Below are 23325 nucleotides of genomic sequence, written 5' to 3' on the forward strand. Positions count from 1 at the left end.
ATTTGATTGTTTTCCCGCTGGCGCTGGATCACGTGCCGCTGCCGATGTCGCCCAGCGTACGGAATGAAAGATTGAAGCCGATGCTTGTCGACGTTTCCTGATCGAAGCGGCTGGTCGCCTGCGAGAAGGTCATCATGTAGGTGAAGCACTCGTCGCTATAGGAGAAACCGACCCCTCGATTGAGCAGCGTGTCGCTTTCGAGGTCGTAGGTTCCCGAAGCGAATACCCTCCAGGTATCGGTCAGTTTGGCGGAGGCGCCGCCCGACACTTCGGCCCGGTCGACATCGAAGCCATAAAGCGGCTGCTTCTGGATATAGGCGTACTTGGCGCTGACGGTGAACCGTGCCGTCGCATAGGCTGCCCGCAGTTCGCCGCGGCGCATATCCAGCGTGTCCTTGTCGAGGCGCGTGCTGACCGATGCGGAAAGGCCGAAGGGCGCGGCGAAGCCGACGAGACCGACATAGTCCGACGTATCCGTGTCCAGCCCGGAATAAGCTCCGGCATTGACGACGTCCGGCGATGCGAAGGAATTGTGTCCCGCAAGGTGATAGGACTGCCCGAAGATGGCGTTGGTCGCCCAGCCATTGCCGTATGTGCCGGCATAGCGGAAACCGAGATTGGCGCGCGTGCCGCCCTCGATCCGGTCGTAGCCGGAGAACTTGTCACGCTCGAACAACGTCGTGGCGTCGAAGACGAAGCTCTGCGCGTCCTCGTTCAGCACTGTCAGTTCGTCGCTGTAGGGCTCGTCGGGCCGCGCGAAGATCTGCGCGACCGGCTCAAGGACGTGGGTGGAACTCGTGGTTGAGAAGAGCACCGGCCACCGCACGTCGAGCCCCGCCGTCGCCATGTAGCGGTAGAGCGCCGAGCGGATATCCGCCTCGACATTGAGCTGCGCCGCCATCGCGTCGATGCTCGCCTGCGAAGCGCTGGCGATGTCGGCATAAAGGGCGTCGCCCTGCACATGCAGCGAGGGCGTGACGACAAGGCCGCCGCCGGTCACGACCGATCGCCGCCACTCGGCTTCCGCTGTGACTCGGGAGTTCAGGCCGTCCGCGCCGCGCACGACCGGCGTCGTCAGCGTCACGTCCTGCTCGTCCCGGGATATGACGCGGGAATTGACGTCGATGTTCAGTTCGCCGCCCGCGATCGGCTCGTCGGGCGTGTAGGAATAGTCGAAGGAAGGCAGCGCCCACGCCTGCTTCTCGTCACGCCCGTCGAAGACATCTTCCTGCACGTCGAACTTCATGGCCCGAAGGTCGAAATAATTCCGGTCGTTGAGGCCAGTCAGATAAACTTCGTTGCGGATGACGTAGTCGCTAAAGCCGTCGATATCGTAGGTGTAGGAAAAGTTCTTGTCGGTCTGGGCCATGACGTCCCAGCCGAAATTCCAACGGGAATTGAGCGCAAAATCACCTTTGCTGCCGACCATGCCGCGGAAACGGTTGGGGTCGATGTCGGTGCCCCGATCGACTGTGTTGACGTTGAAAGCGGCCGGATCGGACTGGTAAATGCCGGCCATTTTCAGCGTATACTGGCCGCTCTCGAAACGCTGCCGCCACTCGGCCTCGCCGAGGAATCCCTGTCTCGAAAGACCCGTGCCGGTCACCGTCAGGTCGTAGGTAGGCGAGAGCGCGAAATAGTAGGGGATTGACAAGCCGTACCCCAGTTCGGACTTGTACGAGACGCCGGGGAACAGGAAGCCGGACTTGCGCTTGACGGTCGGATCGGGGATCTCGAAGGCTGGCAGGAACGCGATCGGCAATCCGAACATCTCGAAGCGCGGCTTCTCGAACCGCACGATCTTGGTCTTGCCGTTCCAGATGATCTTCTGCGATTTGATCCGCCACACCGGCGCCCTGTCGGGATTGTCCTGGCAGGGTTCGCATGCCGTATAAATACCGTTGTTGAACGTCGTCAGCACGCCGCTGCGGCGCTCCGCGCTCTCGGCCCCGAAGTAGGTCTTGTCGCTTGTGACGACCTGCAGGGCATTGACGAAACCGTCCCCGAAATCGTCGGTGATATCGATTTCGTCAGCGTAGAACTTGGTGCCGTCCTGATCGACGATCTCAACCTTGCCGACAGCCAGCAGCCGGCCCGTCTGGCGGTTGTAGATAACACGCTCGGCAACGAGATTGTTGCCGCCATATTCGATCTGCACTCCGCCGACCGCGGTAACAGTCGACATGTCCTGATCATAGACCAGCGTGTCGGCTTCCAGCAGCATCTGCGAGCCCGACGGCACGGCCTGATCGACATTGAGGCTTTGGGCATGCAGCGGGACTGCCGCATAGGCGACGACGCAAACCATCGCCGTGGCTCCGAGCAGGCGGGCCAAGCGGCGCGGCTTTGATCCGAGGGCCAACGGCGAGCCCACTAACCGTCCTCCCTGTACAGCAGAAAAGTTACCCCGAAGAACATCGCAACCAAGACTGGAAACCAGGCCGCGACGACGGGGGGTACGATTCCCGACGACCCGAATGCCTTGACCAAAACAGATACGACATAAAGCAGAAAGCCGGCCACGATGCCACTCAAAATCAGGGGCACGGAGATGCCGAGCCGGGTGAACCGCAACGACACGGTTGCGGCGATGATCGTCATTGCGACCAGGAGCGGCGGCAATGCCAGCAGATAATGGAATTGCATGGCGAAAGCGTTCGCCCGCAAGCCGAACGACTGCGCGACCTTGATGGTCGACGGCAAACCGTAGAGCGAGACCGTTTCCGGGGTCGCCAGCCGCTCCTGCACGAATTCCGGCCTCAGATTCGTCGGCACGCGGAGGTTCGCAACCTTCGATTCGTGCGTGCCGTCCGTATAGCGCTCGACATTGGCCAGTTCCCAGTAGCCGTCCCTCAGATAGGCGCGGGCCGCATCGAGCCGCTCGGAAATGGTGCCTTGCTTGTCGAGAACGAAGAAACTAGCGTCGGCAAGTTCCGTGCCCTGGTTGAGCGACGCGCGCGCGCCGATGATGGTATCAGCTTCCTCGGTCTTCTGCCTGAGCCATGGCACCACGTCGCCGCTTGCCGCGCTCGAGGCGCGCATGTCCGCCTCGTAGAGCTGCGAGTGGGCGAGGCCGGCCGCAGCCACGGGATTGAAGACAAGGATGACGAACAGGCCGAAAAGGAAGGCGCCCGCGCCGAGCGGCAGTAGGAATTGCCAGACCGACACGCCGGCCGCTCTCGTAATGACGAGTTCGGAGCGACGGTTCAGATTGACGAGCAGGACCATCGTTGCCAGCAGCGCCACGAACGGCACCGTCTGCTGCATGAACATCGGCACCCGCATGCCTATGATGGCCAGCGAAAGCGGCAGGGTGAACGACGGCAAGGACGAGGTTCGGCTGGAAAACTCCGCGAAATCAATGATGAAGACGAGCGCGAAGGTGCCGACGAACAGCCACATCACGATCGACATGTAGCGCTGGAAAAGATAGCGGCCGAGCGTCCATCCCATCAGGCGTCGCCCTCCGCTATGCGGGGGCCGCCGCCGAGGCGTCTGCGCAGCGTCATGAGTCGCGCCCGGGCCCTCTCGAAGAAGGCCGCGACGGCATCGCTGAAAGCCTGGGGCGGAGCCAGCGGGCGATTCGTGGCGATGCAGAACACGCAGACTGCGGCGGTCGCCAACGGCAGGGCGTACATTGCCAGTACATAGGCGGGCTCCTGGCGCGCTTCGTTGGCGAAGAAGAACGCCATCCATCGGATCAGCAGGCCCAGTCCGAGCGCGACCAGAATGGGATGTATCCGCGCCTGGCGGTGAGACGTGGCGTCACCGGCGACGGCAAAGGCGAGCAGCGAAAAGACGAGCGGATAGAGCCATTCCGCAAAACGCCGGTGCAGCTCTGCGCTGAATTGCTGCGGGTTGCGCTGGAAATGCCAGTCGTTCGGGTCGGGATTCATCAGATAGGGAATGCTCCGATCCTTGGGATAGAGGACAATGCCTTCATCCTGCGAAGCGAATAGCGAGAGATCGAAAGCATAGGTATCGAAGCGGATGATGGAAAGATCGCCGTCGGCAGGCTTGCGGTGGACGACGCCGTTCTCCATCAGGAGCGCGTTCTGGTTTGCCGCGCGCACGATGCGTCCATTTCTCGCGTAATAGACGAGCTCTGTCTTGGTATCCCTTGAATCGGCGACGAAAATCTCGCCAAGCGTGCCGTCGGCACGTCTTTCGCCGACTTGCAGGTACAGGCCGTCCTCGACCTTGCGGAATGTGCCTTCCTGGATGATCGCCGTCACCAGATTGGCGCGGGCGTCCGCGACGAGCTCGCGCACCCGCTGGCGTGCGTAGGGGTCCACCGTGTTGGCGATGAGGAAAGACGCGATGCTGACGCCGAGGCCGAGCAGCAGGAGCGGGCGCAGCACGGTAAGGCGCGAACTGCCGGCCGCGTTGATCACCGCGAGCTCGGAATCGTTGTTCATCGCCGTGAGCGTCTGCGTGATGCCGATGATAATGGCGAGCGGCAGCACCTCCGGCGTGACGCTGGGCAGAATGAGCGTCGCCAACTGGAGAAAGGCAAGCACCGACTGGCCGTTCGTGGTGACCAGATCGATCTGCTCGAGCACCTGCGTCGTCCACACGATCGCCAGCGTCCAGGCAAGCGCCGTCGCGAAGATGATGAACGCGCGCCGGAATATGTAGCGTTCGATGACATTCATCGAATGGGCGGCCTCAAAATTGTATCGACAAGACACGCCAGCTCGAAGCGCCGTGCCTCATCGCGTGAATGAGCCCACCGTGAAGGCCAAATTCGGGCAGCAGCGTCAGACTGCTTCATACGCCGCATTCCCTCGTCAGGGCGATTGCGCTCATGGTGGCGCAGTGCCCGCGAACGTAGCCACAAGGCCGCTCCGTTTCAACGCGCACATCGATTGCCCGGTCCCGAGCGTCTGTCCCACGCTCAGCGGCGATGTTGTCCGCGCTCGGCTAACAAAGCCGAAACGAACGTGGTTAAGCGTTTCTTGCCGCGTCGAAATGTCATGCCTGCGAGCGGTCTGCTACGGCATGCCGGGACCGGTTCGCGATTTGTGCGAGCGCCATTCCGGATGCCAGGAAGATAAATCCGGTCAGAAGCCAGGAGACGAGGACATCCGACAGGAAATGCATGCCGAACGCGATGCGGAGCGTGCTCGTCAGGACGGCGGTCACGAGCGCGAGAAGCATGCCCGCCATGCGCCAGCGGCGCGGCAACAGCATTGCGAGGCACACCAGCCAGAAGCCGCCCGCAGCTTCGCCCGACGCGAAGGAGCAGTTGGTCTGGCAGTAGGACGAGATTTCTCCGGCCGGCACGAACGGCCACTGGCCCCCGAAAAGGTCTGTCTGGAAGGGACGAGGACGTCCCCAGTGTTCTTTGAGAACGAGGTTGATCAACAGGCCGAGACAGACCGCATAGGTCGTGAGCGCGGCCAGTGCGGGCGCAAAACCCGGTGTCGCCAGCCGCGCGCCGCCTGCATACCGGCGAACGACCCAGACCGCGAGGATCACCGCTGCCGACAAGTGGAGATACTGAAGCCCGAAACGAAGCTTTTCGAGCGCCTTCGATTCATATGCGGGAAAATACGTGCAGGGCAGGCCGCCCGCGTCGGCGCAGCCGAGCGGATCGAAAAACAGCCGGCTGACTGCGATGTCGAGATAGGCGAACTGATGGAAAAGAGCGATGGCGGCCGCAGTCGACAGACCCGCGAAGAGCAGCCTCCGGAGGTCGGCGCGACGTGTCGGAACAACGGCGGTATCGGCGGTCAGGGTCATTTCCCGGCCATAAGGGGCGGCGACTTGTGCTTGAAGTGTTCGGCTCAGCTTCCGCGGGGCCGAATCTGCAGAGCGCATACGTTGTGGTTTGACGCGTAGGCAGTCTCTTGACAAGCACATGGCGGATTGGCGCATAACGCTCGATCCGACACTGCGCCGCCGCAATTTCCATCATATCGGGCGGATCTCCCCGATCGCCCCTGTCGCATCGCGCGAAAGAACAGCAAGCATGTCCAGCCTCCCGACGATCGCCTTCACCAAATTCGCCGAACCGAAGCGCGGCAGCGTCGTGGTTCTCGCAGGCGACGGGCGGAGCATAGGCGATCGCGCCGCCTCGTCGGACCCGCAGCAGGTTCTGGCCCGGGCGTTCGGGATTTCCGATTTCAATGCCGGACTGGCCACGTTGGTGGACGTTCTGGCGCCGGCCGGAGGCAAGCTGGATCGCATCGTGGCCCTTGGCGTCGGCAAGCCGGCCGAACTCGACGAATATGCGTGGTTCAGGCTGGGCGGCACGATCGGCAGTCAGTTTCGCAAGGCGACCGACGTAACCGTCATCGTTGACGTGAGGGACAGGGATATCAGCGCGGAGGAGGCGGCGAGCCTGGCCGGCGGTATCCTTTTGCGCGCCTACAGCTTCGACAAGTACAAGACGAAGAAAGGCACGGACGGCAAGGACGATTCTGCGCCGCGCTTCACGATGATGGTGGCGAAGCCGGCGGCGGTGAAAAAGGCCTTCGCGTCGATCGAAACGACCATTGCCGGCGTCGCGCTGGCCCGCGATCTCGTCAACGAGCCCGCCAACATGCTGGGACCGCGCGAGTTCGGCGAAAAGGCGAAGGAACTTGAGAAGCTCGGCGTCGAGGTCAGGATCCTTGACGAGAAGGCGATGCGCAAGCTCGGCATGGGCGCGCTGCTCGGCGTGGCACAGGGGTCCGTGAGACCGCCCTGCATGGCCGTCATGCAATGGCGCGGCGGCAGGAAGGGCGAGGCGCCCGTCGCCTTTGTCGGCAAGGGAGTCGTCTTCGACACTGGCGGCAACTCGATCAAACCCGCCTCCGGCATGGAGGACATGCGCGGCGATGTGGGCGGCGCGGCCGCGGTGGTCGGCGCCATGCACGCGCTGGCCGCGCGCAAGGCGAGGGCGAATGTCGTCGGCATCATCGGCTGCGTGGAGAACATGGTAGACGGCAACGCACAGCGGCCGGGCGACATCGTCACCTCCATGTCGGGTCAGACGATCGAGGTGCTCAACACCGACGCCGAGGGACGCCTCGTGCTTGCCGATGCCATGTGGTACTGCCAGCAGGAGTTCAAGCCGAAGGTCATGATCGACCTCGCCACGCTGACCGGAGCGATCATCGTGGCGCTGGGCCAGCATTACGCCGGCCTGTTCTCGAACGATGACGGATTGGCCGATCAGCTCATCGCCGCCGGCCGTGCCACCCGTGAGCGGGTGTGGCGAATGCCGCTCGGTCCCGAATACGACAAGCTGATCGACAGCAAGAACGCCGATATGAAGAATATAGGCGGCCGTTATGGCGGCGCGATTTCGGCCGCGCAGTTCCTGCAGCGTTTCGTGAAGGAAACGCCCTGGGCGCATCTCGACATCGCCGGCACCGCGATGGGAGCGCCGTCGACCGAGATCAGCCCCTCCTGGGCAACCGGTTTCGGCGTGCGGCTGCTCGATCGTTTCGTGCGCGATAATTTCGAGGCCTGACCGGAATCGGTACTATATTGGACCTATGGCCGAGGCGCTTTTCTACCATCTGACCGAATCGACGCTGGAGCAGGCGCTTCCGCCGCTGCTCGAAAAAAGTCTGCAACGCGGCTGGGCTGTCGTCGTGCAGACAGGCACCGAGGAGCGTCGCGATGCGCTGGACGGGCATCTGTGGACTTTTCGCGACGATTCATTCCTGGCTCACGGAACCGACCGTGATCCGCACCCGGCCGAGCAGCCCGTCTTGCTGACCACCGGCGCCGGAAACGGCAATGGCGCGCGGATTCGCTTCATTGTCGATGGCGCGGCGCCGCCGGATCTTTCCTCCTATGAACGGGCGGTATTCATGTTCGATGGTCACGACGCCGTGCAACTGGAGGCTGCCCGCGCCCAGTGGAAAGATGTGAAGGCCGCCGGCCATTCGGTCACCTACTGGCAGCAAACCCCCGATCGCCGCTGGGAGCGCAAGGCCTGATGCGTTTCATCTTTCTGCTCCTGTTGCTTGCCGGCGCCGTGCTCGGCGTCGGCTACCCCTGGTATGTCAGCAACTTCTCCGGCGCCGAGATCGGCACGTGGCGCGTGTATGACGCAGCTTCAGGCTTCCGCAGCGTCGATGTGACGCTCGCCGCCGTGGATGCGCCGCTACGCGTTCTCGTCGACATGACGACGCTCGGCTCGCCGACATTCGACGATACGAAAACGGTCCTCACCATCACTGCCGCAAGTGCCGGTAGGACGGTGCTGGCCGACACGCTCACGTTTCACAACGCTGTCCGGCGCGAAGTCAGCCCGCAGGGCAGGGACACCATCTTTCGGGCGGAAGCGGGTGTGATTCAGGCGGTGCCGCCCGGTTCCTACACCTTCACGGTGGGTCAGGGAGATGCGGATGGCATCGACATGCGCTACGTTGATATCGTCCTTCGGTCCGATGCCGCGCTGCTGGATTCGCGTGCACAGCCTTTGGGTTTCGCGCTCATCGGCGTCGGCTTTCTGGGCCTGATCGCCTCGCGGCGGCGGAAGCGTGGCGATCCGCCGTCGAACCCCAATTCGCAGCCGCCTCCACCGCGCTGGGGCCGCGAGGCGGGGAAGCGCTGACGATTGCGGCCGGCCGCAGGCCTCGCTGGGCACACATTCCTTTGACTTCGGGTGAGCGGCTCACGTGATACGGTCGCGCCTCGTTTCAGGATTGGAGTGCCGATGATTTTCACGTTCAAGGTCGCAGCCGTTTTTCTGTCGTTGTTCCTGGCGGGCGGGAGCGTGTCGCGCGCCGAAATGCCGGAACGGCCGGCACCGAGCGGCGGCTTGCTGTCCCTGCTGCCCGCGCCGCAGACGACCGAACATTCGATCACGGTTGCCGGGAGAACCCTCGATTATCGTGCGCAGGCAGGCACGCTTTCGCTGCTGGGCGGCGACGGAGCCGTTACGGCCGAGATATTCTACGTCGCCTATACCTTGCCGTCCGACGCGGAGGGCGCGCGGCGTCCGATCACCTTCGTCTTCAACGGCGGGCCGGGCGCGGCGTCCGCCTATCTGCATCTCGGAGCGCTGGGCCCGCGTATCGTCGCGACCGCCCCGGACGGCAACTTTTTGCCCGCACCGCAGAAGCTTGTCGACAATCCCGATACCTGGCTTGACATGACCGACCTCGTCTTCGTCGACCCGGTGGGCACCGGCTACAGCCGCGCTGCGCCGGGAAAGGACGCCTCCGATTTCTGGGGCGTCCAGCAGGACGCCAGCGCCATCGGCGCCTTCATCCGCCTCTACCTTTCTCATTCCGGCCGGATGGCATCGCCCGTCTATCTGGCTGGCGAGAGCTATGGCGGTTTCCGCGCGGCGACGCTCGCGCGGACCTTGCAGGAGGATGTCGGCATCGCGCCGGCCGGCGTGGTGCTGATCTCGCCAGCGTTGGAATTCATGCTCGTCCGCCCCGACGAGTTCGAGCCGCTGCAATGGGCGCTCGACCTGCCGTCCTTCGCCGCCGTCAAGCTTGCCAGTGAAGGCGTAACGGGGCCGCAATTGCGCGAAAGACTGGCCGAGGTCGAGCGCTACGCGCTGGGCGACTACATGACCGCGCTGCTCAGTGGGCTGGAGGAGGGCGGCCGCAGGGCCAGCGGGCGCGTCGCCGAAATCACCGGCCTGCCGCTCGATCTCGTCCGGCAGAACTTCGCCCGTATCCCGATCACCATGTTCGCTAGGGAATTTTCCCGCGCCAATGGCAAAACGCTCAGTCTCTATGACGGCGTCATCGGCACGGCCGACATCGCGCCGCAGAATTCGCGGCTGGAGACGCCGGACCCGGTGCTCGACCGCAGCGTCCCGGTGCTGACCTCGGCTTTCGTCAGCTATGCGCGCGACGAGCTCAATTTCCGCACCGATATGAGCTACTGGCTCCTCAACCGGGAGATTTCCGGCAAGTGGGACTACGGCACATCGCAGGCCCGGCAGGGTTATGCGGGAGCGATGAGCGGCCTGCAGCGGGCGCGGTCGCTCAACCCGCAACTCGGCGTGCTCATCGTTCACGGCTATACCGATCTGGTGACGCCCTACATGGCCTCGCGCTACCTTGTCGGACAGTTGCCTTCGCTGCCGGGCGCCGCACCCATACGCCTCGAAGAGCTGGAAGGCGGTCACATGATGTATCTGCGCCCGGACAGCCGGAAGGCGTTGAAAGCCGCCGCCGCCGGCCTCTACGAAGTGACGCAGTAGACAGAAGCCTACTGCGCCATCGCCTCTTCATACTGTGTCGACAGATCGAGCCAGGTCTCCTCGTGCCCGGTGAGTGCCGTCGCCAGCTCGGAACGTTCCCTCGAAAGCTGCGTGACGGCCTTCGGGTCCTTCTCGTAGAGGGCCGGATCGGCGAGCCGGTCCTCTATGCCGTCGAGCCGCTTGCGGATGCGCTCGATCAACCCTTCGGTCGCCTTGATCTGCTTGGCGAGCGGTTCCAGCGCCGCCCGTTTCTGTGCGGCCTCGCGGCGCTTGTCGGCCTTCGACGCCTTGTCGCTCTCGCGCCGCTCGTGACGGTCTGCAGCGTCGCCCACGACGTCGCGCCGGTAGTCGGCCATGTCGCCGTCATAGGGTTTGACGGAACCATCCTTCACCAGCCAAAGCCTGTCGGCGGTCGCCTCGATCAGATGCCGGTCGTGCGAAATGAGGATCACCGCACTCGGAAAGTCGTTGAGTGCGTGGATGAGCGATTCCCGCGAATCGATATCCAGATGGTTGGTCGGCTCGTCGAGGATGAAGAGGTTCGGTCCCTCAAAGGCCGAAAGGCCCATCAGGAGCCGCGCCTTCTCGCCGCCGGAAAGGTCTTTTGCGGCGGTGTTCATCTTTTCGGTCGCCAGACCGAACTGCGCGACGCGCGCGCGCACCTTGGCCTCCGGCGCGTCCGGCATCAGCCTGCGCACATGCTCGTAGGCGTTTTCCTCAGGCCGCAAGTCATCCAGTTGGTGCTGCGCGAACATGCCGACCTTCAGGCCCGGCGCGATGGTCATGGTACCGCCGTCTGCCTTGAGCCGTCCGGACAGCAGCTTCGCGAAGGTTGACTTGCCGTTGCCGTTGGCGCCGAGCAGGGCGATGCGATCGTCGGCGTCGATGCGCAGGTTGAGCCGCTTCAGGATGGGCTTGCCGGGCTGGTAGCCGACATTGACGCCGTCGATGGCGATGATCGGCGAGGCGACCGTCTTCACCGGCTCCGGAAAGCTGAACGGCCGCACCGAATCGGTGATCACCGCGGCGATGGGCTTCATCTTCTCCAGCGCCTTGATGCGCGACTGCGCCTGTCGAGCCTTGGAGGCCTTGGCGCGGAAGCGATCCACGAAGGATTGCAGGTGCTTGCGCTGCGCCTCCTGCTTGATGCGGCTTTTTTCCTGCAGTTCGAGCTGCTCGCTGCGCTGCCGCTCGAACTGGTCGTAGCCGCCGCGCCAGAAGGTCAGCTTCTGCTGGTCGAGATGGACGATTGAACTGACAGCGCGGTTGAGAAGATCGCGGTCGTGGCTGATAAGAAGCACAGTGTGCGGATAGCGGGAGAGATAGTTCTCCAGCCACAGGGTGCCTTCGAGATCGAGATAATTGGTCGGCTCGTCCAGCAGCAGCAGGTCGGGTTCGGCGAAGAGCACGGAGGCAAGCGCCACGCGCATCCGCCAGCCGCCCGAGAAAGAGGAGGCCGGGCGCGCCTGAGCCGCCTCGTCGAAGCCGAGACCCGCAAGAATGGTCGCCGCCCGCGCTTCGGCCGAATGCGCATCTATGTCGGCGAGCCGCATCTGGATTTCGGCGATACGATGCGGGTCCGTCGCAGTCTCCGCTTCGGCAAGCAGTGACGCGCGCTCCTTGTCCGCCTGCAGCACGATCTCGATCAGGGATTCCTCGGTGCCGGGCGCTTCCTGTGCCACTTGACCGATACGCATGTTCTTCGGCAGCGTGATCGAGCCCGTCTCCGCTGACACGTCGCCGGTGATGGCGCGGAAAAGCGTCGTCTTGCCAGTGCCGTTGCGGCCGACGAGGCCTGCCTTGGTGCCTGTCGGCAGGAAAAGCGATGCGTGGTCGAGAAGAAGACGCCCGGCGATACGCAGCGAAAGATTGGTTATGGTCAGCATGCGCGGCTTTTGCACTGCCGCACCCACAATCGCAAGCGTAAGGCGCCTGTCGTTTGGGGACCTTGGGCTCGACAAGAAACGGCCCGCGCGATGCGGGCCGTCTTATGAAGCAAGGCAAGGCGAAAATATTATCGCCGCAGAAGCCGGCACAACTGGATGAGTTGTGCGTCGAAGGCATCCGCATTGTTGAGGATCGCCGAACAGCGCACCTTCAGTCGGGCGACCTGCTGGTCGGACATGCCGGCCATGGACACGGACCTGCTGATGTCGTTCCCATTGCCGGAACCGCTGCCGGCATTGCTGCCGCCGCCGCCCGAACCGCTGCCTCCGGAGCCATTGCCCCCGCCGGAACCGCCGCCGCCAGCGCCGCCGCCGCCGGTGCCTCCACCACCAGAGCTACCTCCGCCGGTGCCACCGCCAATCCCGACATCGACGTCGATATCGACGCCGCTGCCGCCGCCGCCGGATGCGCCGACGCCAGCTGTGACACCTCCGCTGCCACCGATCGACGCACTTACTCCGGCATCGATGCCGCTATTTCCGCCAATCGATGCGTCAACTCCCGCATTCACGCCGCTTGGGCCTCCGACACCGATATCGACGTTGGCGCCAAGACCGCCGCTGCTGCCACCGGCTCCGCCGACATTGGCGGTGGCATTCACGCCACTGGAACCGCCTACGCTGGCGTCCACTCCGAGACCGCCGCCGCTCCTGCCGCCGACACTGGCGTTGACGCCGCCCGGTCCGCCGACGGAAACGCCGAGCCCACGGCTGGTGTCGACGTCAACGAGCCCGCCAAGCGCGCCACCGCCGCCTCCCAGTCCGCCAAGCCCTCCACTTGTTTCCTGCGCGGATGCTGACATGACCAGTCCCAACGCGAAAACGCCGGATGCAAGCGTTGCCGAAAATTTCCTGACAGTTGTCGTCATGGGATACTCCTTGTGATGTAGTCAGCGACACAAGGAAAAAATGCCGCCTGCATGACTACGAAATCAGGAGATAATTGTTTCGCGGCGATGATTACAAATATTCTGATTAATTATCAGAAGTTAAACAGATTAATCGCAATTATATTTAAATGTGCGAGAGATGTCTCGGGATTTTGTACGCCTGAGGCGCATTCGGGAGCCGGCGAGGTTTCCTGGCGAGGTCTGCCGTCAGATCCACGGCCGTCCCGATGGCCACGCAAGTTCCCGGGGTTTTCTAGGCGAACTGGAGCCCTTCCGGAGCGCGCAGGAACAGAATGAGGTCTAGCGCCACGCTTGGCTTTCCAAGTGTCGTCAGGATCGCGTGAGCCTGACCGCGATGGTGCGTCTGGTGGTTGAACAGATGCGAAAGCGCCGGCGCGATGCGCTGCGAGACGGTGCGCAGCTCCGATATGGTCAGATAGCTGAAACGGCCGCGCAGATCGGTTTCGCTGAGCGCATCCAGCCATTCGACGATGCGCTGGTCTTCGGCCTGGCGCGCAGCCCGAAGCCGGTCGAAGTCCTTGTGTATGATGGCGTCGAGACTGTTCGGCGCATCGCCGCTGCCTGTCATGCGCTTCAGCCATATGCGGTCGGTGGCAAGCAGATGATTGAGCGTTCCCATGAGCGATTTGAAGAAGACGCCGGTCTCCCGTTGCCACTCTTCCGGCGAAAGCGTCGCTGCGGCATCATAAATTCGCGTGTTGGCCCATGCGTTGTAGCCTGCGAACATCATGAAATGCCGCTTCAAATCAGCCTCCCGAAAGCGCGTCCCGAGCGCGTTTTAGCAGAGGGTCGCGAAAAAAGGAGAGTGCAATGCGCATTTTGCTCTATGAACTCGTCGGCGCTGACGCGAGCCGTCCGTTCAGCCCGCACTGCTGGAAGGCAGCGCTGGCCCTGGCGCACAAGGAACTCGATTTCCGCAGCGTTCCCACCTGCTTCACGGCGGTGCCTGCTGTCGAAGGCGGCGCATTTCCCACGGTTCCGGTTATCCGCGACGGGGATCGCATCGTCGGGGATTCCTTCGACATCGCGCTGTATCTCGAAAATACCTATCCCGACCGCCCCTCGCTCTTCGGGGGCGAGGGTGGGCGTGCATTGGCCCGCTTCGTCGAGCGCTGGTGCCAGACCATGGTCAACCCCTACCTCGGCGCGGCCGCCATGCTCGATATCCACGATTGCCTTGCGCCCGCCGACCAGGCCTATTTTCGGGAAAGCCGCGAGAAGCGCAACAATGGCCGCAGTCTCGAAAGCGTTGCCTCGGAGCGGGATGCGCGGCATGCGGAATTCCTGAAAAAGCTCGAACCCGTGCGCAGCATGTTGACTTTTCAGCCGTTCATAGGCGGCTCGTCGCCACTCTTCGCGGACTATATCGTCTTCGGTTCATTCCAATGGGTGCGGATCACGTCGCGCTATCCATTTCTGCCGGCGGACGATCCGATCAGCGACTGGTTAGCCCGTTGCCTCGATCTGCATGGCGGGTTCGCGCGCCGGGTACCCGCGCTCGCGTGAATGAGGAAAACCGTGCCTCTTGGCAAGGCGGATGGGGCCGCGTATAGAGCGCGCCACTTCAAAATTTGCCCCTGAGACAAGGATTTCACATGGCGATCGAACGCACTTTCTCGATGATCAAGCCTGACGCAACCCGCCGCAACCTGACGGGCGCCATCACCAAGATGCTTGAGGATGCAGGCCTGCGCGTCGTGGCTTCCCGCCGCGTCTGGATGAGCCGCCGCGATGCCGAGGGATTCTATGCCGTCCACAAGGATCGTCCCTTCTTCGGCGAACTGGTCGAGTTCATGTCCTCCGGCCCGACGGTGGTGCAGGTCCTGGAAGGCGAGAACGCTATCGCCAAGAATCGTGACGTGATGGGCGCGACCAACCCCGCCAACGCCGCTGAAGGCACCATCCGCAAGGTGCATGCGCTGTCGATTGGCGAGAATTCGGTGCACGGCTCGGATGCGCCCGAGACCGCCGCACAGGAAATCCGCTACTGGTTCTCGGACACCGAGATCGTAGGCTGAAGAAATCGCCTCCGCCAATCGGCAGGAAATGACGAAGCCGGGCTATGGAGCCCGGCTTTTTCTTTGCGGAAACGCGCCGCTAGGCCGATTGCCGTCCGGCAATGGAGGACGAGCGTTCGGCGCGCACGAACTTGAGGAATTCCTGTTCCGGCAGAGGTTTCGCGTAAAGAAAGCCTTGGAAGAGATCGCAGCCGAAGGCCCTCAGATAGGCTTCCTGCCGGACGTTCTCGACATGCTCGGCGACCACGATGAGGCCGAGATTGCTGGCCATGGAGAGCATGGTCTTGATAAGAGCACGGTCGGTGTCCCCCTTCTCGATGTCCGCCACGAAGCTGCCGTCTATCTTCACTTCGTCGAAAGGCAGGTTCTTGAGGAAGGTGAGGGATGAATAGCCCGTGCCGAAATCGTCCAGCGACAGGCGGATGCCCAGTTCCTTGAGCTTGCGCATATGCGCCAAGGTGCGTTGCTGATCCCGGGTGTTGACGTGCTCTATCAGTTCGAAAGTCAGCTTTCTAGGGTCGATATTGTGTTCGACCACACTCCGGGCGAATGAGACGAGAAAACCCTCACTGCCGATGGTTTCAAGGCTCATGTTGAGCGCGAGGCGGAGATTGGCGCTGATCGGATCGCGTTGCCAGGCGGCGAGCGCGTTCAGGCCATTCTCCAGAACGAATGCCGACAGTTCCGCGGTCAGACCGAACTGGCTGACCAGCGACACGACCACCTCGGGTCCGATCAGGCCTCGCGTTGGATGGCGCCAGCGCACGAGCGCCTCGGCGCCGACCAGCGCCCGGTTGTGATCGAATTGCGGCTGGTAGTGAAGCTCAAGCTGCCGCTCGGCAAAGGCGACGCGCAGTTCTCCGAGAAGCTGGTAGCGTTCCTGTTCGCGCTCGAGCGTTGCCGGATCGAAGAGGGCCATGCCGTTCCGGCCCGCGCTCTTCGCCTGATACATGGCGATGTCCGCGCGCTTCAGAACCTGCTCGACCCGCGGTTCCGAGCCGTCGAAAACCACGATGCCGACGCTGGCCGATCCGGTATGCGTCAGTTCGCCGAGCTGAAAGTCGCAGCGCAGCGCAGACAGGATGCGACCTGCCACGATGATGGCGCCGCGGGTCATCTGGGCGGCGGCCGCGCCCGGCTGTTCCAGAACGATCACGAACTCGTCGCCGCCGATGCGCGCCACGAGATCACGCGCGCTGACGCATCGCAGCAGCCTCTCGGCGATCTCGACGAGGTAACGGTCGCCGATGTCGTGTCCCTGCGTATCGTTCAACGTCTTGAAGTTATCGAGATCGATGAAAAGCAGCGCTCCATGGTCGCCTCGCGCGGCGCAATCGGCAATCGAGCGGGACATGCGCCGGAAGAATGTGCGCCGGTTGGGCAGCCGCGTCAGCGGATCGAAGAAGGCCAGTTCCTCGATCTCCAGTTCCTGACGCTTGCGCATGGAGATGTCGGCGAGATAGCCGTGCCACTTTATGCCGTCACTCAGTCGCTCCGGATAGGCGAGCAGATGCACCCACTTCTCGGTTCCGTCTTTCGCACGGATGCGGAATTCGTGGTCCCAGGCTTCGAGCTTCTCCGCCGCCGCCTGTAGCGAATGCCGATAGTCGTCCTTGTCGGCATTCACCACCATGCGGGTGAACAGTTCCGGATTTGCCATCATCTCCTTGATGGGAACGCCGGTGATCTGCGCCGAACCGGCGCTGAGATAATGAACTGCGCTGTGGCCGTCGGAATAGGTCGTGAACTGGAACAGCGCACCTGGAAGCTGGCTGCTCAGTCTCTGCAACTGGTCCTCGGCCGACAGTCTGCGGACGGTATCGGTGATTTCCCGGACTGAGCCTTCGTAGAACATCGGAACACCGTCCTCGTTGCGCACCAGACGCGCGGATTCGGAAATCCAGATCCGTTCGCGCGTCTTGTGGCGGTAAACTTCGGAAACGAAGTCCTCAACCCGCCCGTCGCGCTGCAGCAATTCGTGGAATTCCTGCCGGCGATGCGGTTGAACATAGCAGTCGCTGCCGAGATTCCGGACGGCCTCCAGCCATTCCGCTTCGCTCGAATAGCCGTTGAGCCTGACCATAGCCCTGTTGGCGCTGATCTGGCGGCCGTCCGGCAGCGCCCGGTAGATACCTTCTGACAGATTCTCGACGAGGGTCGCGTAATTCTGCTCGTTTCGCAGCGTCCGCTGGTAGAGCCGGCGGTAGCGCAGCAGGCTGACGGCGCTGGCGAGGACGATGGCTATCCCGGCTGCGAGCAACCAGTGGAACTGTGCAGCTGCAAGGAAAGGATAGACGAGGTCTGACATTCGATCGGCGGCATGACGATGCTGATCGAAGCTTCTAGCAGCCGTAAATTGCGAAAACGCTAATTAGCAGAAACAGTTGATACGGAATTTGACGCCCGCCACGCTCTGTCTCGCTGCCTCCTCATGTGGTTGGCCTTACTGGTTCTGGCGGGAGGATTTCAGGACAAGCGTCGCCGGCTGTGGCGACAGCGGGTCTACCGCATAGCGCGTATCGTTGATGAACCACAGCTGGTTGTCCACGGTAATCCTGGCCTGCACGGCATAGGCCATCTTCGGCTGGATGACGCCGGCGTCGTAGCTGATCGCGAATTTGATCGGCACCTGTCCCGGATTCTTGATTTCCTGACGCCCGATCACGCTCGCGGGCGCGTCTGCCAGCGACACATCAGCAAGTTCGACCGTGACCACGGCATTCGGGGGCAGGGCGATGCGCTCGCGATAGGTGATCTCGCCCTGGATGATCCGTTCTTCTGCGTCGGCTGTGCCGGACATCATCAGGCCGAGGGCGAGCGGCGCAAAGCCGAAGACCAGCAGTTCCGCAAGCTTGCTGACGACCATCGCGACGATCCTCCTTCACCGCAAGGAGTCATCGAAATGCGGTCGTTCCAAGGCGAGCGCGAACGCGTCGCGGCGATCGGGCCGATCAACCGGATCGCCATCGATCCGCGGCAGCGCCGTCGCTCTCCTTCGCCTCGACCCAGTTTCCGGCGGAACCGTCTACGCGGTGCTCCTTTTTCCAGAAGGGCGCGCGGGATTTCAGATAATCCATCATGAAGGAGGCTGCATCGAACGCTGCCTGACGGTGCGCCGATGCCGAAACCACCAGAACGATATTTTCTCCGGGCAGAATCTTACCGAAGCGATGGATGATGGTCAGCCCCTGAAGCGGCCAGCGCGCCGTGGCCTCTCCGGCGATGCGGGAGATTTCCGCTTCCGCCATGCCGGGGTAGTGTTCCAGTTCGAGTGCGGCGAGGCGGCCTGCCTCGCCACGGCAGAGGCCGGTAAAAGTCACCACGGCGCCGATGTCGGCGCGGCCGGCGGTCAAGGCGCCCACTTCGCCGGCAAGATCGAAATCGTCCGCCTGCACCCTCACGACCGGCACGATCGCGGCAGGCATCTCAGCCGCCCGTCATCGGCGGAAAGAGAGCGATTTCACGCGCTCCAGCCACGGGCTCGCGGTGATCGACATGCTCCTGATTGATGGCTACGCGGATGACTTCTGGATGCTGCAAGGCCTGCTCGTAGCCGTCGCCGCGCGCTTTCAGGAAGAGCAGGAGATCCCTTACGGTTTTCACCTCGACCGGCAGATCGACGTCTTCGCCGGCCTTTCCGATCCGTTCCCGCACCCAGGCGAAATAGACCAGCTTCATCGCGTCACCTGACCGGCTACTCGTCGACGATGTGTTTCACGCCGGCGCGGAAATAATCGTAACCGGTATAAAGCGTCACGATGGCAGAGATCCAAAGCAGCGCGATGCCGGTTTCGGTAGCGTAGGGGACGATCTTGTCCAGAGCGGGACCGGCCAGCAGCACGGCGATGGACACCATCTGGATCGCCGTCTTCCACTTGGCGAGTTGCGTCACGGGCACGCTGACCTTCAGCGCCGCAAGGTACTCGCGCAGGCCGGACACGAGGATTTCGCGGCAAAGGATGATGATCGCCGCCCAGAGCGACCACCCAGCGATGGTGCGATCGGTATCGGCGGCCAGCAGCAGAAGACAGGTAGCGACCAGCAGCTTGTCCGCGATCGGGTCGAGCATCCGGCCGATATTGGATGTCTGCTGCCATGCCCGTGCGAGATAGCCGTCGAAATAATCGGTGATGCTGGCGATCACGAAGATCGCAAGCGCGGACCAGCGTGCGAAGTCGCTCGATTGCAGCCTGCCTTCGAGGAAAAAACACAGGACGATGAGCGGAACCGCGAGAATTCGCCCATACGTCAGCAGATTCGGGAGATTGAACGCGCGTCTTGCCATGGGTTCCAACAAATCCGGATATATTCAAATCAGAGCGGCGGTGTCTCGGTCAATTGCGCCACGCCCCGTTGCGGTTGGCGAGGGTAGGTCCAAGTCGTTATTTCTCATGAAAATGGTTGTAGACCAGTTGCGCGACGGCTTCCGAAATGCCGTCGACAGCCACCAGATCGGACACGGCGGCGCGACTCACGGCTTTGGCCGTTCCGAAATGCAGCAGCAAGGCGCGTTTCCGGGTCGGGCCGATGCCGGCGATCTCGTCGAGCGGGTTCTTCGTCATTTCCTTCTTGCGCCGCGCCCGGTGCGATCCGATGGCGAAACGGTGCGCCTCGTCGCGCAGCCTTTGCACGAAATAGAGGACGGGGTCGCGCACGGGTAGGGTGAACGAGCCCCGGCCCTCGCAGAAAAAGCGCTCGCGCCCGGCCTCGCGATCCTGACCCTTGGCGACGCCGATGGCGACGACGCGATCGGCAACGCCGAGATTGTCGAGAATGCCGCGCACGGCCGACATCTGGCCCTGGCCGCCGTCGATCAGGATGACGTCCGGCCAGGCAGGAAAAGCGCCGTCGTCCCGACCTGGGTCCGTTCTCGCTTCGTCAGCGTTCTCCTTCAGAAGCCGCGAGAAGCGGCGTTCCATCACCTCGCGCATCATGCCGAAATCGTCACCGGGCGTGATGTCGGTCGAGCGTATGTTGAACTTGCGATACTGGTTCTTCACGAAACCTTCCGGCCCGGCGACGATCATCGCGCCCACCGCGTTCGTGCCCATGATATGCGAATTGTCGTAGACCTCGATCCGCGTCGGCGCGCCCGGAAGCCCGAAAGTCTCGGCGAAGCCCGCGAGAAGCCGAGCCTGCGTCGACGTTTCGGCGAGCCGTCTTCCAAGCGCCTCGCGGGCGTTCTGCAGCGCATGTTCGGTCAGGTCCTTTTTTTCGCCGCGCTGCGGTACGCTTACCGTCACCTTGTGGCCTGATCGCGTCGACAGCGCCTCCGCCAGAAGCTCCTGCTCCTCGATGCCGCTGGCGAGCAGGATCTGACGCGGGCAGGGTTTGTCGTCGTAAAACTGCGCCAGAAACGAGCCCAGAATTTCCGCAGATTCGATCGAGGCATCGGCCTTCGGAAAATAGGCGCGGTTGCCCCAGTTCTGACCGGTGCGGAAGAAGAACACCTGTATGCAGCTCTGGCCGCCCTCGGTGTGGATGGCGAAAACGTCCGCCTCGTCCACCGACTGCGGATTGATGCCCTGATGCGCCTGCACGTGCGAAAGGGCCGCGAGGCGGTCGCGGAACACGGCCGCCTGTTCGAAATCCAGGTTTTCGGCCGCCTGCTGCATGGCGGAAGAGATCTCCGCCTTCACCTTCTGACTGCGGCCGGAAAGGAAGTCTTTCGCTTCGGCCACCAACTCCGCATAGTCCGATACTGAGATCTCGCCGGTGCAAGGGCCGGAGCAGCGCTTGATCTGGTAAAGCAGGCAGGGCCTCGTCCGGCTTTCGAAGACGGAATCGGTGCAGGTGCGCAGCAGAAACGCGCGCTGCAACGAATTGATCGTGCGGCCGACCGCCCCGGCCGAAGCGAACGGCCCGAAATAGTCGCCCTTTCGCGAGCGCGCCCCGCGATGCTTGAAGATGCCGGGCGAGGGATGATCGCCCGTCAGCACGATATAGGGAAACGATTTGTCGTCCCGCAGCAGGACGTTAAAGCGCGGCCGCAACCGCTTGATCAGGTTGGCTTCCAGCAGAAGCGCTTCGGTCTCGGTGCGCGTGACGACGAACTCCATCGTCGTCGTCTCGCGAACCATCCGGCCGATGCGGTTGGTGTGGAAGCGTCCCTGCGCGTAGTTGGTGACGCGTTTCTTCAGGCTGCGCGCCTTGCCGACATAAAGCACGTCGCCGGCGGCGTTCATCATGCGATAGACGCCCGGCCGGTTGGGCAACCGTCTTGCAAGCGTGTGGATCACCTCCGCGCCTGCCTTGCCCTCGGCATCGCCCCTGTAAGGGTCCCATTCTATAGTGGTGAAGTCGACCGCAGGCGCATTGTTTTCAACTTCCGGTGCGGGAGCATCGTCATCGTCTATGTCGTCGCCCGGCAGATAGCCGGCAACGTCGTCCGCCACGCCCGTCGCCGCTTTCGCGGGCCGTGGCGGCGCGGGCGGGATTGCGTTTCTCTGCGAATTCATTCGTTTCCTGTCACGTCCGGCGTCTGCCAGGCCAGATGCTGGCCGCCGTCTATCGCGATCATCTGGCCGGTGACCGACCGCGCTTCCCATAGATAGCGGATCGTTGCCCCGAATTCACCCAGTGACGGTCCGCGGCCGAGCAGGATGCTGTCCGTCTGCGCCCGGAAATCGGCATCGCTCTGCCTGATATTCGCCAGCGTCGGGCCGGGTCCGATGGCGTTGACGCGTATGCGCGGAGCGTAGCTTTGCGCCATGGTGCGCGTGGCGTCCCACAGAGCAGCCTTCGACAGGGCATAGGAAAAATAGCGTGGAGTGGGCCTCCAGACACGCTGGTCGATCAGGTTGACCACAAGCCCCTCGCGACCGTCAGGGAGCGCTTCGGCGAAGCGGCGTGTGAGCAGCACGGGAGCCTTCACATGGATCGCGAAATGGCGGTCCCATCGATCCCATTCGAAATCCTCGGCGGTATCCGGCTCGAAAGCCGAGGCATTGTTGACGAGAAGGTCGACGGGACCGCAAACGGCACTGGCGCGCCGCACAAGTCCGTCAGCCGCCTCCAGGTCGGTCAGGTCGGCGCTGACCACGCCGGCCGTATCGCCTTTTTCGCGGATACCGGCGGCGAGAGCCTCAGCCTCGGCCGTGGAGCGGTTGCAGTGGATGACGACGGAAAATCCGCTCGCTGCCAGGTCCTCCACGATGGCGCGGCCGATGCGCCTTGCGCCTCCGGTGACGAGTGCCGTTCCGGCGTTTCTCACGCGACGTTCCTCTACGAAGTGATTGGACCGAATGTGGCGGCCTCGGCAACGAAGCCTTCATTCATGGGGCACATTTGTGGCGCGGCTAAAGGTGACGCTGCGGCGCAATCGGCGCAGGCCTCGACCGCAGCGATGAATATAGGCACCCCAACCCTCTGATCCAAGTGAGTTTTTCCGACAGTCTCACATCTGCTGACATCCTCATGTTGCGACATGGCAACATCATGCTTCGGCCGTATTCTCGCCCGGCAATCACCCTGATTGCGGAACGCTTCAGCCGCATTTGAACACGAAATTGGAACCGTGAGCCCCGCAGGCCGTTTGGCGGGAACGGTGTGGGACGGAATTCGCAGGAGGCCCGCGAGTTGGGGCCAAGGAGTATGGAAATGAAGACTGTTTCTAAGTTCGCGCGTTCATCGCTTGCCGCGGCAGGCATCGTCGCGCTTCTGGGCGCTGTGCCCGTTTTCGCGGCTGACGCTGTCATGGAAGAGCCGCCGGCCCCGGCTCCCATCGAGGAGCTTCCGGTGGCCAGTTGGGCCGGTCCCTATATCGGTCTTTCCGCCGGCTACGGCTTCGCCGGAACCACTGACGACAACGGCAATGACATCGACACCGACGGCTTCATCGGCGGCGGTTTCGCCGGCATGCAGTGGCAGAACGGCAACTTCGTCTACGGTGTCGAAGGCGACGTGAACTACAACGGCATGGACGGCGCCAATGCCGGCGTCGAATCGGAGTCGCGTGTCGACGGATCGCTGCGCGGTCGCCTCGGCTATTCCGTAACGCCTGACGTGCTGCTCTACGGCACCGCCGGTGGTGCCGCGCAGAGCCTGAAAATCCGAGACGCTGTCGGTTCCGACACCAATTCGATGGTCGGCTGGACGGCAGGCGTCGGCGCCGACATAAAGGTCACCGAGCAGGTCTTCGGCCGCGTCGAGTATCGCTACTCGGACTATGGCAGCGCCGACTTCAACACCGGTGCGGGTGATCGCAGCATCGACTCGACCGACAACCGGATTACCTTCGGCGTCGGTATGAAATTCTGATCCACCAGCGATCGGATGCGAAG

At 62.9% G+C, this 23325-nt stretch carries 21 protein-coding genes; 8 read left to right on the plus strand and 13 right to left on the minus strand.

Annotated features, from left to right (window positions below; genetic code table 11):
* Nucleotides 1-28: 28 nt before the first annotated feature.
* The 4 genes from M9955_18550 to M9955_18565 form a co-directional block, all read right to left on the minus strand.
* Nucleotides 29-2308 (minus strand): LPS-assembly protein LptD, encoded by a 2280-nt coding sequence (locus M9955_18550; GenBank protein ID MCO5083645.1) that lies wholly within the window; start codon nt 2306-2308, stop codon nt 29-31.
* Between the two features lie 65 nt (nt 2309-2373).
* Entirely contained in the window at nt 2374-3456 is a 1083-nt protein-coding gene (lptG, locus tag M9955_18555) for an LPS export ABC transporter permease LptG (GenBank protein MCO5083646.1), read from the minus strand.
* Entirely contained in the window at nt 3453-4655 is a 1203-nt protein-coding gene (gene lptF / locus M9955_18560) for an LPS export ABC transporter permease LptF (protein ID MCO5083647.1), read from the minus strand. Before lptF ends, lptG begins: the two co-directional genes overlap by 4 nt.
* A gap of 319 nt (nt 4656-4974) precedes the next feature.
* Nucleotides 4975-5745, minus strand: coding sequence for a phosphatase PAP2 family protein (locus tag M9955_18565; GenBank protein ID MCO5083648.1), 771 nt, complete (start codon nt 5743-5745; stop codon nt 4975-4977).
* A gap of 229 nt (nt 5746-5974) precedes the next feature.
* Between M9955_18565 and M9955_18570 the strand changes: the two genes are divergently transcribed.
* From M9955_18570 to M9955_18585, 4 genes are all read left to right on the plus strand, one after another.
* The gene (locus M9955_18570; GenBank protein ID MCO5083649.1) at nt 5975-7462 is read left to right on the plus strand and encodes a leucyl aminopeptidase; all 1488 of its coding nucleotides are present in this window, start codon (nt 5975-5977) and stop codon (nt 7460-7462) included.
* A gap of 25 nt (nt 7463-7487) precedes the next feature.
* The gene (locus M9955_18575) at nt 7488-7937 is read left to right on the plus strand and encodes a DNA polymerase III subunit chi (GenBank protein ID MCO5083650.1); all 450 of its coding nucleotides are present in this window, start codon (nt 7488-7490) and stop codon (nt 7935-7937) included.
* Entirely contained in the window at nt 7937-8557 is a 621-nt protein-coding gene (locus tag M9955_18580; protein MCO5083651.1) for a hypothetical protein, read from the plus strand. The genes M9955_18575 and M9955_18580 overlap by 1 nt, the downstream gene beginning before the upstream one ends.
* A gap of 102 nt (nt 8558-8659) precedes the next feature.
* The gene (locus M9955_18585; GenBank protein MCO5083652.1) at nt 8660-10168 is read left to right on the plus strand and encodes a peptidase S10; all 1509 of its coding nucleotides are present in this window, start codon (nt 8660-8662) and stop codon (nt 10166-10168) included.
* A gap of 8 nt (nt 10169-10176) precedes the next feature.
* Here M9955_18585 and M9955_18590 read toward each other — a convergent pair whose 3' ends face one another.
* Complete coding sequence (locus M9955_18590) at nt 10177-12054, minus strand: ABC-F family ATP-binding cassette domain-containing protein (GenBank protein ID MCO5083653.1); 1878 nt, start codon at nt 12052-12054, stop codon at nt 10177-10179.
* A 104-nt stretch (nt 12055-12158) separates the two neighbouring features.
* On the opposite strand from M9955_18590, the gene M9955_18595 reads away from it, so the two are divergent.
* The gene (locus M9955_18595) at nt 12159-12914 is read left to right on the plus strand and encodes a hypothetical protein (protein ID MCO5083654.1); all 756 of its coding nucleotides are present in this window, start codon (nt 12159-12161) and stop codon (nt 12912-12914) included.
* Between the two features lie 343 nt (nt 12915-13257).
* On the opposite strand, the gene M9955_18600 is transcribed toward M9955_18595, so the two are convergent.
* Nucleotides 13258-13770 (minus strand): DinB family protein, encoded by a 513-nt coding sequence (locus M9955_18600; protein MCO5083655.1) that lies wholly within the window; start codon nt 13768-13770, stop codon nt 13258-13260.
* 65 nt (nt 13771-13835) lie between these two features.
* On the opposite strand from M9955_18600, the gene M9955_18605 reads away from it, so the two are divergent.
* Both M9955_18605 and ndk read left to right on the plus strand, forming a co-directional pair.
* Nucleotides 13836-14531: a glutathione S-transferase family protein gene (locus tag M9955_18605; protein MCO5083656.1), complete on the plus strand. Its 696-nt coding sequence runs from the start codon at nt 13836-13838 to the stop codon at nt 14529-14531.
* Nucleotides 14532-14620: 89 nt separating this feature from the next.
* On the plus strand, nt 14621-15043 hold the full coding sequence (gene ndk, locus M9955_18610; GenBank protein ID MCO5083657.1) for a nucleoside-diphosphate kinase: 423 nt from the start codon (nt 14621-14623) through the stop codon (nt 15041-15043).
* A gap of 79 nt (nt 15044-15122) precedes the next feature.
* On the opposite strand, the gene M9955_18615 is transcribed toward ndk, so the two are convergent.
* The 7 genes from M9955_18615 to M9955_18645 all read right to left on the minus strand — a co-directional run bounded on the left by M9955_18615 (nt 15123) and on the right by M9955_18645 (nt 22256).
* Nucleotides 15123-17351 (minus strand): EAL domain-containing protein, encoded by a 2229-nt coding sequence (locus M9955_18615; GenBank protein MCO5083658.1) that lies wholly within the window; start codon nt 17349-17351, stop codon nt 15123-15125.
* A 135-nt stretch (nt 17352-17486) separates the two neighbouring features.
* Entirely contained in the window at nt 17487-17909 is a 423-nt protein-coding gene (locus M9955_18620; protein ID MCO5083659.1) for a YbaY family lipoprotein, read from the minus strand.
* A gap of 85 nt (nt 17910-17994) precedes the next feature.
* Entirely contained in the window at nt 17995-18468 is a 474-nt protein-coding gene (locus tag M9955_18625; protein ID MCO5083660.1) for a molybdenum cofactor biosynthesis protein MoaE, read from the minus strand.
* 1 nt (nt 18469) lies between these two features.
* Nucleotides 18470-18721 carry a molybdopterin converting factor subunit 1 gene (moaD, locus tag M9955_18630; GenBank protein MCO5083661.1) on the minus strand — a complete coding sequence of 84 codons (252 nt, stop codon included), beginning with the start codon at nt 18719-18721 and terminating at the stop codon, nt 18470-18472.
* Nucleotides 18722-18737: 16 nt separating this feature from the next.
* Nucleotides 18738-19328, minus strand: a complete 591-nt coding sequence (pgsA, locus tag M9955_18635) for a CDP-diacylglycerol--glycerol-3-phosphate 3-phosphatidyltransferase (protein ID MCO5083662.1) — start codon at nt 19326-19328, stop codon at nt 18738-18740.
* A gap of 97 nt (nt 19329-19425) precedes the next feature.
* On the minus strand, nt 19426-21501 hold the full coding sequence (gene uvrC, locus M9955_18640) for an excinuclease ABC subunit UvrC (protein MCO5083663.1): 2076 nt from the start codon (nt 21499-21501) through the stop codon (nt 19426-19428).
* On the minus strand, nt 21498-22256 hold the full coding sequence (locus M9955_18645; protein MCO5083664.1) for an SDR family oxidoreductase: 759 nt from the start codon (nt 22254-22256) through the stop codon (nt 21498-21500). The genes uvrC and M9955_18645 overlap by 4 nt, the downstream gene beginning before the upstream one ends.
* A 386-nt stretch (nt 22257-22642) precedes the next feature.
* On the opposite strand from M9955_18645, the gene M9955_18650 reads away from it, so the two are divergent.
* Nucleotides 22643-23302 (plus strand): porin family protein, encoded by a 660-nt coding sequence (locus tag M9955_18650; protein MCO5083665.1) that lies wholly within the window; start codon nt 22643-22645, stop codon nt 23300-23302.
* Nucleotides 23303-23325: the final 23 nt, after the last annotated feature.

The organism is Rhizobiaceae bacterium (assembly GCA_023953845.1).
Lineage (GTDB): Bacteria > Pseudomonadota > Alphaproteobacteria > Rhizobiales > Rhizobiaceae > Arvimicrobium.

Bases quoted from the DNA above. Each gene is read 5' to 3' on its own strand.
- M9955_18550 (MCO5083645.1), bottom strand. From the start codon at position 2,308: ATGGTTTGCGTCGTCGCCTATGCGGCAGTCCCGCTGCATGCCCAAAGC.
- lptF (MCO5083647.1), bottom strand. From the start codon at position 4,655: ATGAATGTCATCGAACGCTACATATTCCGGCGCGCGTTCATCATCTTC.
- M9955_18565 (MCO5083648.1), bottom strand. From the start codon at position 5,745: ATGACCCTGACCGCCGATACCGCCGTTGTTCCGACACGTCGCGCCGAC.
- M9955_18570 (MCO5083649.1), top strand. From the start codon at position 5,975: ATGTCCAGCCTCCCGACGATCGCCTTCACCAAATTCGCCGAACCGAAG.
- M9955_18575 (MCO5083650.1), top strand. From the start codon at position 7,488: ATGGCCGAGGCGCTTTTCTACCATCTGACCGAATCGACGCTGGAGCAG.
- M9955_18580 (MCO5083651.1), top strand. From the start codon at position 7,937: ATGCGTTTCATCTTTCTGCTCCTGTTGCTTGCCGGCGCCGTGCTCGGC.
- M9955_18585 (MCO5083652.1), top strand. From the start codon at position 8,660: ATGATTTTCACGTTCAAGGTCGCAGCCGTTTTTCTGTCGTTGTTCCTG.
- M9955_18590 (MCO5083653.1), bottom strand. From the start codon at position 12,054: ATGCTGACCATAACCAATCTTTCGCTGCGTATCGCCGGGCGTCTTCTT.
- M9955_18595 (MCO5083654.1), top strand. From the start codon at position 12,159: ATGAAGCAAGGCAAGGCGAAAATATTATCGCCGCAGAAGCCGGCACAA.
- M9955_18605 (MCO5083656.1), top strand. From the start codon at position 13,836: ATGCGCATTTTGCTCTATGAACTCGTCGGCGCTGACGCGAGCCGTCCG.
- ndk (MCO5083657.1), top strand. From the start codon at position 14,621: ATGGCGATCGAACGCACTTTCTCGATGATCAAGCCTGACGCAACCCGC.
- M9955_18615 (MCO5083658.1), bottom strand. From the start codon at position 17,351: ATGTCAGACCTCGTCTATCCTTTCCTTGCAGCTGCACAGTTCCACTGG.
- M9955_18620 (MCO5083659.1), bottom strand. From the start codon at position 17,909: ATGGTCGTCAGCAAGCTTGCGGAACTGCTGGTCTTCGGCTTTGCGCCG.
- M9955_18625 (MCO5083660.1), bottom strand. From the start codon at position 18,468: ATGCCTGCCGCGATCGTGCCGGTCGTGAGGGTGCAGGCGGACGATTTC.
- moaD (MCO5083661.1), bottom strand. From the start codon at position 18,721: ATGAAGCTGGTCTATTTCGCCTGGGTGCGGGAACGGATCGGAAAGGCC.
- pgsA (MCO5083662.1), bottom strand. From the start codon at position 19,328: ATGGCAAGACGCGCGTTCAATCTCCCGAATCTGCTGACGTATGGGCGA.
- uvrC (MCO5083663.1), bottom strand. From the start codon at position 21,501: ATGAATTCGCAGAGAAACGCAATCCCGCCCGCGCCGCCACGGCCCGCG.
- M9955_18650 (MCO5083665.1), top strand. From the start codon at position 22,643: ATGAAGACTGTTTCTAAGTTCGCGCGTTCATCGCTTGCCGCGGCAGGC.